The sequence below is a fragment of the Duganella kummerowiae genome (genome assembly GCF_053572355.1).
Genome location: NZ_JBKFEH010000017.1, coordinates 145,682 through 159,193 on the forward strand (window position 1 = coordinate 145,682; position 13,512 = coordinate 159,193).

A 13,512-nucleotide genomic window follows, 5' to 3' on the forward strand; every position below is an offset into this window, starting at 1 on the left:
CAGATGACCAAGTCCGAATTGATCAACCGCCTGGCTGAGCGTTACTCTCAGCTGGTGGCCAAAGATGCGGAATACGCCGTCAAGACCATCCTTGATGCGATGACCAACGCCCTGGCGAGCGGTCAGCGCATCGAGATCCGCGGCTTCGGCAGCTTTGCCCTCAACAGCAGGCCGCCGCGCATCGGGCGCAACCCGAAATCGGGCGACAAGGTGATGGTGCCGGAAAAACGGGTACCGCACTTCAAGCCCGGCAAGCAGTTGCGCGAACGGGTAGATGCGATGGTGGGCCAGCCCATCATCGAGGACTGAAGCATCTGGCAGCATCGAGACAAAAAAGCGGCGTCCCTGGATGCCGCTTTTTTTTTGCCGTATTGAGGTTCTGGTGCCATACTGGCGCTCTTCGGAAACAACTGAACAGGAAGCAGGCTAATGAAAGTGATCTCCACCCTGATCGGGTTCGTTCTTTTCGTCTTGTTTTTTGGTTTTGCCCTGAAAAATACGCAGGAAGTGGACCTGCACCTGTTCCTCCACTATGACTTGCGCGGCCCCCTGGTGCTGATGCTGCTGGGCTTTTTCGTGGCCGGCGCCGCCCTCGGCGTACTGGCGCTGACCCCTACCGTGTTCCGCCACCGGCGCGAAACCAGCAAGCACAAGACCACCATCCATACGCTGCAGGCATCGGCCCTGCAAGCCCAGGCGCAGCCGCAGCCGGACGGCGTCAACGCCCAGTGATGGCGGCATCTCCCGTAACACAATCAATAAAACAGCATGGAATTTGAACTCTGGTGGTTATTGGGCATCCCGGTCTTTTTCGGCCTGGGATGGATCGCGGCGCGCGTCGACATACGCCAACTGGTGTCGGAATCGCGCAGCCTGCCGCGCGGCTATTTCAAGGGCCTGAACTTCCTGCTCAACGACCAGCCCGACAAGGCGGTGGACGCCTTCATCGAGATCGTACGCCTGGACCCGGAAACGGCCGATATGCACTTCGCGCTCGGCAACCTGTTCCGCCGCCGCGGCGAGACCGAGCGCGCCATCCGCGTGCACCAGAACCTGCTGGCGCGTCCCGACCTGCCGCAGGAGCAGCACGACCACGCCATGTACGAACTGGGCATGGACTACCTGAAGGCCGGCCTGCTGGACCGCGCCGAGGAAACCTTCAACCGCCTGACCGAGAGCCAGTACGGGGTGCAGGCGCGGCGCGCGTTATTGGAGATCTTCCAGCGCGAGAAGGAGTGGACGCGCGCCATCGACGCCGCCCACGGGCTGCAGGAAGCCGGCGCCGGCTCGCGCCAGAAGGAAATCGCCCAGTTCTACTGCGAGCTGGCGCAGGACGCGCTGGTGCACATGCACCCGGAGCAGGCCAAGCCGCTGCTGGAGAAATCGCTGCAGGCCGACCGCACCAATGTGCGCGCCACCATCCTCACTGGCGACACCCAGCTGGCCGAGGGTGACGTCGAGGGCGCGCTGTTGACCTGGCGCCGCGTCGAGCAGCAAAGCGTGCCGCACGTGGCGCTGGTGGCGCAGCGCCTGATGGATGGCTATCGCAAGGTGGGCCGCCCGCAGGAAGGCGTCAACCTCTTGAAATCCTACCTGGAGCAGGCATCTTCCATCGACCTGATCGAGGTGGTGTACAAGGCCGTGCTGGAACTCGATGGCGTGAGCGCCGCCAAGCAGCTGGTCAGCGAGGAGCTGCGCCGCACGCCGACCCTGCTGGGACTGGACAAGCTGCTGGAAGCGCGCCTGATGGATGCGCCGGCCGCCGTGGTGCCGGAACTGACCATGGTGAAAAACCTGGTGCACGGCTACACCCAGAAGCTGGCGCGCTACCAGTGCAGCCACTGCGGCTTCAAGGCGCGCCAGTTTTACTGGCATTGCCCTGGTTGCAGCCGCTGGGAGACTTACCCGCCGCGCCGCACCGAAGAATTGAATGTGATGAATTAACCCGGTTTTACGCCGCATGGGTAGCTGCCAGATGCCCGTTGCGGTGTAATACCACCTGCGGCCGCCGCGCCGGTGGCCGAGCTCTCTTGTAGGCGACACTATGAAAATCACCATCATTGGCACCGGCTATGTAGGCCTGGTGACCGGGGCCTGCCTGGCCGAACTGGGCAACGACGTGTTCTGCCTGGACGTCGACCAGGCCAAGGTCGACCTGCTCAACAGCGGCGGCATCCCGATCCACGAACCCGGCCTGGCCGACATCGTGGCGCGCAACCGCGCCGCCGGCCGCATGCAGTTCTCCACCGATGTGGCGGCCTCGGTGGCGCACGGCGAGCTGCAGTTCATCGCGGTCGGCACTCCGCCGGACGAGGACGGCTCGGCCGACCTGCAATACGTGCTGGCTGCCGCGCGCAGCATCGGCCGCCACATGACGGGCTTCAAGGTCATCGTCGACAAGTCCACCGTGCCGGTCGGCACCGGCGACCGCGTCAAGGCTGCCGTGCAGGCCGAACTCGATGCGCGCGGCGAGCGCAGCAGCTTTGCCGTGGTGTCCAATCCCGAGTTCCTGAAAGAGGGCGCGGCAGTCGAGGACTTCATGCGTCCGGACCGCATCGTGATTGGCTGCGACTACACGCCCGAGGGTGAACGCGCGCACGCCCTGATGCGCAAGCTGTACAAGCCCTTCAACCGCAACCACGAACGCACCCACTGGATGGATGTGCGCTCGGCCGAATTCACCAAGTATGCGGCCAACGCCATGCTGGCCACCCGCATCTCCTTCATGAACGAGCTGGCCAACCTGGCCGACCGCGTCGGCGTGGACATCGAGGCGGTGCGGCATGGCATCGGTTCCGACCCGCGCATCGGCCACAGCTTCCTGTACGCCGGCGCCGGCTATGGCGGCTCCTGCTTCCCCAAGGACGTGCAGGCGCTGGAGCGCACCGCGCGCCAGTACGACCAGGACTTGCTGATACTGCGCGCGGTGGAAGCCGTCAACGACCGCCAGAAGCTGGTGCTGGGCCAGAAAGTGGCCAAGCGCTTCGGCGAGGACTTGAGCGGCCAGCACTTCGCCCTGTGGGGCCTGGCCTTCAAGCCGAACACCGACGACATGCGCGAAGCGCCGTCGCGCGTGCTGCTGCGCCAGCTGATCGACGCCGGCGCCACGGTGGCGGTGTACGACCCGGTCGCCATGGAAGAAGCCCGGCGCGTGCTGGCGCTGGACTTCACGCCCGATGAGCTGGCGCGCATCCGTTTCGCCGCCGCGCCCATGGATGCGCTGGAGGGCGCCGAGGCGCTCATCATCGTCACCGAATGGAAGGCCTTCCGCAGCCCGGACTTCGACAAGATCAAGGCTGCCCTCAAGCACGCCGTCATCATCGACGGGCGCAACCTGTTCGAGCCGCAGGTGATGGCGGAAGCCGGCTTTGAATACCACGGCATTGGCCGTTCCATTCTCACCCGCGAAGCATGACCATGAGCCCAGCCGTCATTTCCTATACCGCCCCGGCGCTGGACCGGGTGCGCATCCTGGTGGTGGGCGACGTCATGCTGGACCGCTACTGGTTCGGCGATGTCTCGCGCATCTCGCCGGAGGCCCCGGTGCCCATCGTGCGCATCGAGAAGCGCGAGGCGCGCCTGGGCGGCGCCGCCAACGTGGCGCGCAACGCCGCCGCGCTGGGCGCGCACGCGGGCCTCTTGGGCGTGGTCGGCAACGACGAGGCCGGGACCGAGGTGGAGCAGCTGCTGGCCGGCGGCGGCATCCACAGCTACCTCAAGCGCGACGAAGCCATCTCCACCATCATCAAGCTGCGCGTGATCGGGCGCCAGCAGCAGATGGTGCGCATCGACTTCGAGGAAGCGCCCACCGACACCGTGCTGCGCGACAAACTGCTGCAGTTCAAGGCGCTGCTGGCGGACTACGACGTGATCGTCTTGTCCGACTATGCCAAGGGCAGCCTGGTCAACGTGGCCGACATGATCGCCTCGGCCCGCGCGGCCGGCAAGGTGGTGATGGTCGATCCCAAGGGCGACGATTTCTCGCGCTACGCCGGCGCCACCGTGCTGACGCCCAACAAGTCCGAGCTGCGCCGCATCGTGGGTGGCTGGAACAGCGAGGAACAGCTGACCGCCAAGGCCCGGCAGCTGCGCGCCGAGCTGAAACTGGACGCGCTGCTGCTGACCCGCTCGGAAGAGGGCATGACGCTGTACACGGAACAGGACATCTTCCACATCCCGACCGAGGCGCGCGAAGTGTTCGACGTGTCCGGCGCGGGCGACACTGTGATCGCCACCATGGCCGCCATGCTGGGCGCGGGCGCCGGCTGGAACGAGGCGGTGCAGACCGCCAACCGGGCCGGCGGCATCGTGGTCGGCAAGCTGGGCACGGCCACCGTCACGCGCGAAGAACTGTTCGGCTGAGCTGGCGCAACACGGCCTGTTCTTTCGTCGGCCATGCTGTTGGATACGCAGGTCCAGGACGCGCCGCGTCCTGCCTGTTGCCAACCGTTATTGGAGACGACTCATGCTGAAAAAACTGATGCTGGCCGTGGTCACGCTGGTGGCCGCCATGAACCTGGCTTTTGCCCAGGTGGACGTCAACAAGGCCGATGCGGCCGCGCTGGACAGCGTGCGCGGCATCGGCCCGGCCAAGTCCAAGGCCATCCTGGAGGCGCGCGGCAAGGGCGAGTTCAAGGACTGGGCCGACCTGGAAGCGCGTGTCAAAGGCATAGGCGGCAAGAATGCCCCCCGCCTGTCCGAAGCCGGCCTGACGGTCAACGGCAAGTCCAAGGAAGGCGCAGCCCCGGCTGAGGCCAAGGTCAGGAAATAAGTTTGATGCTGTACGGGGAGGGGGCGCTTGTTCCCTCCCTCCGCAACAACCTTACAATCTGATACTTCCCGCATTCCGCTTCGTGAGAAGATAGCCAGTTCAGCAACTGACTTTCACGAGAAGGATGTCCATGACCCCTACCTTTGTTCCACGTCTGCTGGCCGGCGCGCTGACCGCCGCCGCCTTCGCCGCCCAGGCCGCGCCATCCGAACCGGACCCCAACCGCCGCCAGGCCCAGATAGAGCAGATCGTCGCCCAGGTGTCGCCGCAGCGCATCGAGGCCTATATCCGCAAGCTGGTCGGCTTCAAGACCCGCCACACCATGTCCGACACCGTCTCCGACACCGAGGGCATAGGCGCCGCGCGGCGCTGGATCAAGAGCGAGCTGGAACGCTGCGGCGCGGCCCAGGGCGGCCGCCTGCAGGTGACCTTCGATAGCCATATCGCGCCGGTCTCGGCCCGCATCAGCCGCCCAACCGAGATCGTCAACGTGGTCGCCACCCTGCCCGGCGCCCAGGCTGCCTCGGTGGAGCGCATGTACGTGGTCAGCGGCCACTACGATTCGCGCAATACCGACATCATGGACGCCACCGGCTTCGCCCCCGGCGCCAACGACGATGCCTCCGGCACCGCCGCCGTGATGGAAATGGCCTGCGTCATGGCCAAGTACCAGTTCGACGCCACCATCGTGTTCATGGCCGTGGCGGCCGAGGAGCAGGGCTTGCTGGGCGCCGCCCACTGGGCCGAGCAGGCCAGGCAGAAAAATCTGAACATCGCCGGCATGTTCACCAACGATATCATCGGCAGCTCGCGCGACGAGCATGGCAGGGTGGACGACAGCCAGGTGCGCCTGTTTGCCGAAGCCCTGCCGGTGCAGAAAGAAAACAGCGACACCGTGCGCACCCTGGTGCAGACCGGCGGCGAGAACGATTCCCTGTCGCGCCAGCTGGCGCGCGCCGTCAAGGCGGCCGGCGAGCGCTATGTGCCCAACTTCAAGGTCAGCATCATCCAGCGCCGCGACCGCTACCTGCGCGGCGGCGACCATATGCCCTTCCTGGAACGTGGCTATGCGGCCCTGCGCTTCACCGAGCCCAACGAGGACTTCAACCACCAGCACCAGAACGTGCGCACCGAAAACGGCGTGGTGATCGGCGACATGATCGAGTACGACGACTTCAACTACATCGCCAGGGTGGCGCGCGTGAACGCGGCGGCGCTGGCCTCGCTGGCGCTGGCGCCGGCCTCGCCGCAAAAGGTGCAGGTGCGCACGGCCCAGCTGGAAAACGACACCTCGCTGCTGTGGCAGCCCAACACCGAACCCGACCTGGCAGGCTACCGCGTGGTGTGGCGCGAAACCACGGCGGCCGACTGGCAGGGCAGCAAATTCGTCGGCAATGTCACCGAGGTGAAGATGCCGCTGTCGAAGGACAACTACTTCTTCGGCGTGCAGGCGGTCGACAAGGATGGCAACGTCAGCCCCGCAAGCTATCCCACGCCGCTGCGCTGAGCGCAGCCTGGCGTGGCGCGTAGGGCGCGCAGGCGTCAGTCCGGCACGATGCGCCAGATGGTGCCGCTGGCGTCATCGTCCACCAGCAGCGCGCCGTCGGCAGCCACCAGCACGGATGAGGGCCGGCCCCAGACTTCCTTGTCGCTGACGATCCAGCCGGTCACGAAGTCCTGGTAAGCGCCGGTCGGTACGCCATTCTTCATCATCAGGCGCACCACCTTGGAGCCGGTGCGGGTGGCGGCGTTCCAGGAGCCGTGCAGCGCCAGGAACACATCGCTTTCATACTCCTTGGGAAAGGCGTGGCGAGCGCCCGCCGGCGGCAGATAGGGCGCCATGCCCAGCGGCGCCGAGTGCGCCTGCAGCAGCACGTCCGGCGTGCTGACCTTGGCCTTCAGGTCGGGACGCTTGCCCGCCAGGCGCGGATCCTCGTTGGCGCCGATGTAGTACCACGGCCAGCCGTAGAAGCTGCCCGGCGCCACGCGCGTCACGTAATCGGGAGGCAGGCGGTCGCCCAATTCATCGCGCTCGTTCACGCTGCACAGCAACTCGCGCGTGGGCGGGTAGGGCACCATGCCGACGCAGTTGCGCAGGCCGGTGGCGTAGGTGCGGCGCGCGCCGCCTTCGGGATCGAAGGCCAGCACCACGGCGCGGTCCAGTTCATCGCCCCAGGCCGCCCCCACCGCGTATTTGCGCTCCCATTCAGGCAGCGGCAGCGGCGGGGCCGGCGTCATGGTGTCGGCCACATTGGTGGCCGAGCCTATCGAGACGAACATCAGCTTGTCGTCGCTGGAGAACACCAGCGTGCGCGAGCTGTGCGCGCCCTTGGCCTCGGTCAGGCGCGGTACCACCACCTGCGGCGCGGCCTCCGATTTGAGCTGGCCATTTTCGTAGGGGATGCGCAGCACCTGGTTGACGGTGGCCACGTACAAATAGCGCGGTTCGCCGCTGGACGGATAGAAGGCGATGCCGAACGGGCGGTCCAGGCCGGAGGCGAACACGCTGGTGGTGTCGGCCTTCTCGCCGGTCGAGGAGCGGAATACCTTGATCAACCCCTTGCTGGGCACCGACACGAACACGTCGCCGTTGGGCGCCCGTATCATCAAACGGCCCTTGTCCGGGTCTTCGGCGTACAGGTTGATCTTGAAGCCGGGCGGCACGGCGGGCAGGGCGCCGGCGGGACGCGCCACCACCTTGGGCGAGTTGCCCGCGCTGGGCGTGGCGTAGGGCTGGTGCAGTTCGCTGGCTTTCAGGTGGTGCATCTTGCCGGGGCCGTCGTCCATCCACTCCGGGCGGGCGGCCGGCGCGGCGGCTGCCGCAGTCGGTGTCGCTTTCACGGCCTTGAGCGTGGACAGGTAGGCGACCAGCGCCTTGCGGTCGGCCGCGCTGGCGACGTTGAGCGGCATGGTGGTGCCGGGCACTACCTGGGAGGGGTTGGCCAGGAAAGCGTCCAGCGAGGCCGCGCTCCAGGTCTGGCCGGAATCGCCCGCCTTGCTCAGCGCGGCGGAGTAGTTATAACCCTCGGCGCCGCCCAGCTTGCGGCCCAGCAGGCCGCCCAGGCCGGGACCGGCGCCGTTGGCGGCCGTGGTGCTGTGGCAGATGGCGCAGTTGCGCTGGAAGTATTGCTGGCCGGTGGACACGGTGTCCGGCGCCGCGGCTTGCAGCGGGGCGGCCAACAAACCGCCCGCGAGCAAGCTTGCAGACTGCATCAGGTAAGGTTTCATGGTTTTGCAGTTGAGGAGATCAGCGCATAAATGTATGCCATCCGCATGCGGCGCAGGCGCTCAGCCGCATGATTTTTTTAGGCGGTGGCAGGAAGTACGCTACCATGGGCAGATGATCATTCGCACCACTGAAGAACAAGACTGGGAACTCCTGCGCGACGTACGCCTGGCCGCGCTACTGGATGCTCCAACGGCCTTTGGCCTGCGCCACGCCACGGCTGCCGCCTACACCGACGCGCAATGGCGCGACCGCGCCGCCGGCCGCTCGCCGGCCGAATACCTGCTGGCCTTCGTGGACGGAGCGGCGGCCGGCATGGCGGGCCACTACGTTGCCGACAACGGCGAGTGCAACCTGATCGGCATGTGGGTACGGCCTGAATACCGTGGCCATGGCGTGGCGGGCGCGCTGGTCGATCGCGTCAAGTCGCGCGTGGCGGCCTTGGGCCAGCGCCGCATCGTGCTGGACGTCTCGCCCGACAATGCCCGCGCCGCAGCCTTCTACCGCCGCCAGGGCTTCGTCTTCCTGCCGGAATGGGAGCCACTGGACAGCCACCCGCATATCATCGTGCAAAAAATGGAGTGGCTGGCGCCTGCTTAGTGCCGAGCGGTTCGCTTACCTGCACTCTATCCGGACGTCGTTTTGTCCAACATACTTCCCTTTGCGGAAAGTGAAAGAACAGGACTGGATGTGGTCAGCCAACTTCTTCGATAGCTTGACCTGATCGGATTCACCGTAGCTGCATACCAGCCACTTCCCTTGCGAGAATTTGCCATCGAGCTGATAGATGTGGGTCCAGTAGCCCTTGCCCTGGGTCTGCTTGAAGTCCACAAGCTCGCCCAGTTGCTCTGGTGGCCCGCTCATCGGCGCAGCGGAATGAAGATAGAGCGGCGCATCGACGTAAGTATTCCAGCCGGGCGGCGTCCCTGAGATATGTATCGACTTCTGCTCGATGGACTTCGGACAATCGAAAGATGAAGTGGTCGCACCAGGAGCAGCCGGCGCCATCCACAAGCACGCCATGATTCCGACACTCCAATGCGCTTTCATGTGACAAGAGGTTTTCATCCATGCCTCACTCAATAACAAAGAAGGCATCGGCGTTGTCACTCGCGCGAACATAGTTGCCCTTCTTATCTTTTCCCAGCGAGCGTATTAGGCGCACCGATATTTCGGTTTTGCCGTTAGCCTTCCATTGGTCGGCGATGTAGATTCCGTCCACTGTTTGCCCTACATAGAGCGCCGCGTGATTCCCATGGCTATGGTTGGGATAACGGCCTTTGACGAAAGTGGCGATCGCCGTACCGGGTTTGATCGTCGCATTTCCCAGCACTGTTTCGCCTTGCCGCCAATTTGAGGTGACTGGTGCGCCAGCGTAGTGCTGGACCAGTGCCACGCATTGGCGGCTGCCCACGACAGGCTGCCCTTTCAGTTCCGCTGCTTTGGAATAGATGTAAGACACGTCGAGTCTCCTTGTGGTGTGATCAAGGTCTCGAATCTATTGCGGGCCTGTCTCTGGCGCCTTAAGCCAACACAATCGCTGTCGTTGTGGGCAAGCGGCAATTGAGCCGTCTCAAATGCTGGTCAGGATAATTTGACAGACAGCTCGACATCGTCCGCGAACGGAATGGAGAGGTAGCCGGCGGCGGGCGTGTCCAGCGCGTCGCCGGCGCGTATCTCCACCAGGTCGTGCAGGCCCGCCTCTTGCGGGTGCTGGCGGGCGCACGCCACTTTGGACAGCTCGAATTCGCTGGTGATCAGCCGCCCGCCGCCGTTGTCACGCAGGGCAGCCGCCAGGTGGATGGTGGAGATGCCGAGCGAGGCGCCGAATTCTGCATTGGCGTGGTATCGGCATCGGCAAACAGGCGTTCCAGCAGCGGTGCGATGGGCGCGGTGGTCAGGGTGGGTGCAGTTCAAGTACGGCTATAATTTGAAGAATCCTTCATATTTCATATTCGCGTTCCCTGCCTCACTCATGAACACACACCCAAAGACCGTCATCTCCTCGAGCAGGCAGCCCAGGCAGGCCCGATCCGCCGGCCTGGTTTCCACCATCCTGGAATCCGCATCCATTCCGATGCGCTGGCCAAGATGCCGTGCACTTAGCTGTACCGCCTGAACGGGGAGGCCGCATGAAGATCTCGCGCATCCTGCACGCCGGCTATGTGTTCGAATGCGAGGGCACGGTGGTCGCCTTCGACCCGGTGTTCGAGAACCCGTTCAGCCGCAACTGCCACGCATTTCCCGGCGTGCGCTTCGACCAGGAGCAAATCCGCCAGTGGCGCCCGGACGCCGTGTTCATCTCGCACCTGCACGACGACCACTGCTCGCTGGAGAGCCTGGACCTGCTGGAGCGCAGCACGCCCATCTACATGTACTGCCTGTTCGAGGAATTGTTCGCCATGATACGGGCCCTGGGCTTCGCGGAAGTCCACGCGCTGGCCATCGACACGCCGGTGCAGGTGGGGCCATTCGACATCATCCCGCGCAAGGCGCTGGAGTCGGACGTGGATTCCATGTTCCACATCCGCGCCCAGGGACTGAACGTGCTCAACGTGGTCGACGCCTGGATGGACCCGGAAACCCTGCCGCTGCTGGCCGCGCACGCGCCGTGGGACATGGTGCTGTGGCCCTTCCAGACCATGCGCGAGATCGATGTCATCTCGCCCTCACGCTCACTGCCCACATTGCGTACGCTTCCAGAACTGCCGGAGGAGTGGGCAGGGCAGCTGCAGGCGCTGGCCCCGCGCTACGTGGTGCCCAGTTCCTGCCAGTTCGTGCAGGAGCCATGGTCCTGGTACAACCACGCCATGTTCCCCATCACCTACCGCCGGTTCGAACGCGAGCTGGCCGCGATCCTGCCGCGCTCGCGCGTGCTGCGCCTGAATCCCTCGGTGGCGGTGGAGCTGGACGCGCACGGCCTGCATGCGGCCGCGCCGCTGCCGTGGGTGATCCCGGTCGGCGAGCAGGATGTGGACTTCGAATACGATCCCGATACCGTGCCGCCGCCCACGGCCGATATCGCGCGCCGCTTCCCTCCGCTGACGGACGGGCAGCGCGACCGGGTGCTGGATTTCTGCGCCCACGGCCTGCTGGACACCTACCGCGACATGGAACTGCCGCCGGACAGCTACTTCGGGCAGCCGCGCATCTGGCTGCTGACCGTGTACGACCACGAAGGCGGCGCCACCAGCTTCCGTTACCGCGTGCACGGCGACCGCATCGCCCCGGCGGAGGAGGGCGAGCTTGCATGGACCACGGAAATCCCCATGGCCAAGCTGTATGCGGGACTGGCCCTGGGCGAGTCGCTGACCTCCATGTACATGCGCATCAACGACGGCTTGGTGAACGAGGACATCCTGCAGGCCGACGTGGTGGACGACCCGCTGATACGCTGCCTGTTCGATAACGCCATCGGCGCCTACCAGGCAGCGCAGCTCCGGCGCCTGCAAGCTCGGTCTTGACCGGGCCTCCGCCTCAGGCGTTCAGCAGGCGCGGCGCCTGCGCGGCGGCGCGTGCTTCGTGCTCATGGCCTGGCGCCGCGGCGCCGGTCTTGAATGACTTGACCGAATCGGACAGGAAGCTCGCCCGTTCGTCCAGAGCCATCACGGCGGCGGCGATTTCTTCCACCATGGCGGCATTCTCCTGGGTGCTGGCGTCGACTTCCGCCACGGCGCCGGCCAGGCTGCGGATCTGCTCCGACTGGACGCTCGAGGCCGCGCTGATTTGACCGACGATGTCGGACAGCTGCCGTACCGACTGCATGATGTCGCCCATGGCGCCGCCGGCCTGGTTGACGAAGCGGGCGCCATGTTCGACGCTGCCGATGGAAGTCTTGATCAGGTCGCCGATTTCCTTGGCGGCCACGGCGCAGCGCTGGGCCAGGTTGCGTACCTCGGACGCCACGACGGCGAAGCCGCGGCCCTGTTCGCCGGCGCGCGCCGCCTCCACGGCTGCATTGAGCGCCAGGATGTTGGTCTGGAAGGCGATGCCATTGATGACTTCCGTGATCTCGCCGATCAGGCGCGACGAGGCCGTGATCTCGTTCATTTTCTCCATTGCCTGCGTCGCGATGGCGGCGCCCGACTCCGCCGCCTGCAGCGCCTGGGCCGATAGTTCGGTGGCCTGGTGTGCGCTGGCCTGGTTGGACGTGACTTGCCCGGCCAGGGCTTGCATGCTGGCTGCGGTCTGCTGCACGGTGCCGGCAATGCGCGAACCGCGCGCGGCCAGGTCGCTGTTGCCTGCCGCGATTTCAGCGGTGGCGTGGCCGATGGACTCGGCCGACACGCGCACGCCCTGCACGATCACGGCCAGCGCGCCCACGCCCGTGCCGAAGCGGTTCAGCGATTCGGAAATCTCATCGGTGCCGGACGCGGCCGATGGCGGCACCAGGTCGCCCCGGCTGAGCCGCTCGACCCGTTCGGCGATGGTGCGGAAGCCGCTCTGGGCCGACAGGAAGAATGACACCAGGCAGTAGGCGGCCACTGCCAGCGCGGCGGACACGCCCAGCAGCATGCGCAAGCGGTCATTGCGCAAGTCCTGCTGGCGTTCGGCCAGCTCGGCGTCCAGCGCCGCCAGCGCCGTGTCGCGCAGCTTGACCACGTCGGCCAGGGCGGCGTCGGCGTCGTCGAACAGCGACCGGGCCTCGTTGCTGTTGCCGCTCATGATGTCGCGCCGGATGCGCGCCAGGTAGCGCTCGATGGAGGCGAAGCGCCTGGCGTCGATGCGGGCCACCAGGTCGGGACGGGCGGCGCCGGCGCGCGCAATGGCCGCCTGCGCATCCGTGCTGGCCGACTCCACCAGCGTGATGAAGCCCGCCATGCGCAGCCGCAGCGGCCCCAGTTCTTCCGGACGGGCGGCGGCGTAGGCGGCCAGCCCGCGCAGCGGCGCCAGGTGGGTGACCAGCGCAGGCAATTTGTCGGTGCCAGCAATCATCAGGTAGTAGCTGGCCACGTCCGGGTCCAGCGCCAGCTGCGAGCGTTCATCGACTTGTGCTTCGAAGGCGGCAATGGCGGCGTCCAGTTTGCCGTAGCTGGCCGTCACTTGCTCCACTGCCGTGTAGCTGGCGGAACCGGTCTGCCGCCAGTCCTGCCGGATCTGCCGTAGCTGGCCAGCCAGCTGGAATGGGTCATCCTTGGCCAGCGCCTGCTCCAGGCCGTCCAGGGCGGCATCCAGCGCGGCGCCGCTCCCGTCCTGGCCGCCGTCCGGGCCCAATCCCATCAGTGGCAGCAGGGTGTTGCCGCGATGCCGCAGGCTCAGCTCGGCAACCTTGCCGATGGCGTGGAACTGCTCGACGCCAGCGCGCTCGTTGGCCACGAATTCCAGGTCGGCATTGGTCTTGGCCACGTAGAGATAGGTGAGCATGAACAGCGGGATGAGCAGCGTGACAATGATCAATGCAAACTTGGAAGGCATGCGCAGCCTGCGCATGACACGGGTGCCGGGACGGAAGATTGATTTCAACATTGCCTTGAGCCGGCTTGTGGCCGGTCCGTTAGGCAGGCCACCCGGATGC

General features: G+C 65.7%; 13 protein-coding genes and 1 pseudogene. 9 read left to right on the forward strand and 5 right to left on the reverse strand.

Annotated elements, in window-relative coordinates; genetic code table 11:
• The first annotated feature begins 3 nt into the window (after positions 1 to 3).
• The 7 genes from ACLB1G_RS22135 to ACLB1G_RS22165 all read left to right on the forward strand — a co-directional run bounded on the left by ACLB1G_RS22135 (position 4) and on the right by ACLB1G_RS22165 (position 6,278).
• On the forward strand, positions 4 to 309 hold the full coding sequence (locus ACLB1G_RS22135; protein WP_161036683.1) for an integration host factor subunit beta: 306 nt from the start codon (positions 4 to 6) through the stop codon (positions 307 to 309).
• Positions 310 to 429: 120 nt separating this feature from the next.
• A complete protein-coding gene (locus ACLB1G_RS22140) occupies positions 430 to 732 on the forward strand; it encodes a LapA family protein (RefSeq protein ID WP_491629412.1) in 303 nt (100 codons plus the stop codon).
• A gap of 36 nt (positions 733 to 768) precedes the next feature.
• Complete coding sequence (gene lapB, locus ACLB1G_RS22145) at positions 769 to 1,944, forward strand: lipopolysaccharide assembly protein LapB (protein WP_491629413.1); 1,176 nt, start codon at positions 769 to 771, stop codon at positions 1,942 to 1,944.
• 100 nt (positions 1,945 to 2,044) lie between these two features.
• Positions 2,045 to 3,415 (forward strand): UDP-glucose dehydrogenase family protein, encoded by a 1,371-nt coding sequence (locus tag ACLB1G_RS22150; RefSeq protein WP_491629414.1) that lies wholly within the window; start codon positions 2,045 to 2,047, stop codon positions 3,413 to 3,415.
• A 2-nt stretch (positions 3,416 to 3,417) separates the two neighbouring features.
• Positions 3,418 to 4,362, forward strand: coding sequence for a D-glycero-beta-D-manno-heptose-7-phosphate kinase (rfaE1, locus tag ACLB1G_RS22155; RefSeq protein WP_491629415.1), 945 nt, complete (start codon positions 3,418 to 3,420; stop codon positions 4,360 to 4,362).
• A gap of 103 nt (positions 4,363 to 4,465) precedes the next feature.
• Positions 4,466 to 4,771 (forward strand): ComEA family DNA-binding protein, encoded by a 306-nt coding sequence (locus tag ACLB1G_RS22160; RefSeq protein ID WP_491629416.1) that lies wholly within the window; start codon positions 4,466 to 4,468, stop codon positions 4,769 to 4,771.
• A 130-nt stretch (positions 4,772 to 4,901) separates the two neighbouring features.
• Positions 4,902 to 6,278 (forward strand): M20/M25/M40 family metallo-hydrolase, encoded by a 1,377-nt coding sequence (locus tag ACLB1G_RS22165; RefSeq protein WP_491629417.1) that lies wholly within the window; start codon positions 4,902 to 4,904, stop codon positions 6,276 to 6,278.
• A gap of 35 nt (positions 6,279 to 6,313) precedes the next feature.
• Here the strand turns inward: ACLB1G_RS22165 and ACLB1G_RS22170 are convergent, their stop codons facing one another.
• On the reverse strand, positions 6,314 to 7,999 hold the full coding sequence (locus ACLB1G_RS22170) for a PQQ-dependent sugar dehydrogenase (protein WP_491629418.1): 1,686 nt from the start codon (positions 7,997 to 7,999) through the stop codon (positions 6,314 to 6,316).
• Between the two features lie 112 nt (positions 8,000 to 8,111).
• Between ACLB1G_RS22170 and ACLB1G_RS22175 the strand changes: the two genes are divergently transcribed.
• A complete protein-coding gene (locus tag ACLB1G_RS22175) occupies positions 8,112 to 8,597 on the forward strand; it encodes a GNAT family N-acetyltransferase (protein ID WP_491629419.1) in 486 nt (161 codons plus the stop codon).
• Positions 8,598 to 8,612: 15 nt separating this feature from the next.
• Here the strand turns inward: ACLB1G_RS22175 and ACLB1G_RS22180 are convergent, their stop codons facing one another.
• The 3 genes and pseudogenes from ACLB1G_RS22180 to ACLB1G_RS22190 form a co-directional block, all read right to left on the reverse strand.
• Positions 8,613 to 9,047: an STY0301 family protein gene (locus ACLB1G_RS22180; RefSeq protein ID WP_491629420.1), complete on the reverse strand. Its 435-nt coding sequence runs from the start codon at positions 9,045 to 9,047 to the stop codon at positions 8,613 to 8,615.
• Between the two features lie 25 nt (positions 9,048 to 9,072).
• A complete protein-coding gene (locus ACLB1G_RS22185) occupies positions 9,073 to 9,459 on the reverse strand; it encodes a BPSL0067 family protein (RefSeq protein ID WP_491629421.1) in 387 nt (128 codons plus the stop codon).
• A gap of 122 nt (positions 9,460 to 9,581) precedes the next feature.
• Positions 9,582 to 9,833: pseudogene (locus ACLB1G_RS22190) on the reverse strand (O-methyltransferase); the annotation flags it as partial.
• 296 nt (positions 9,834 to 10,129) lie between these two features.
• On the opposite strand from ACLB1G_RS22190, the gene ACLB1G_RS22195 reads away from it, so the two are divergent.
• A complete protein-coding gene (locus ACLB1G_RS22195) occupies positions 10,130 to 11,461 on the forward strand; it encodes an MBL fold metallo-hydrolase (RefSeq protein ID WP_491629422.1) in 1,332 nt (443 codons plus the stop codon).
• Between the two features lie 13 nt (positions 11,462 to 11,474).
• Here ACLB1G_RS22195 and ACLB1G_RS22200 read toward each other — a convergent pair whose 3' ends face one another.
• On the reverse strand, positions 11,475 to 13,463 hold the full coding sequence (locus ACLB1G_RS22200) for a methyl-accepting chemotaxis protein (RefSeq protein ID WP_491629423.1): 1,989 nt from the start codon (positions 13,461 to 13,463) through the stop codon (positions 11,475 to 11,477).
• Between the last annotated feature and the right edge of the window lie 49 nt (positions 13,464 to 13,512).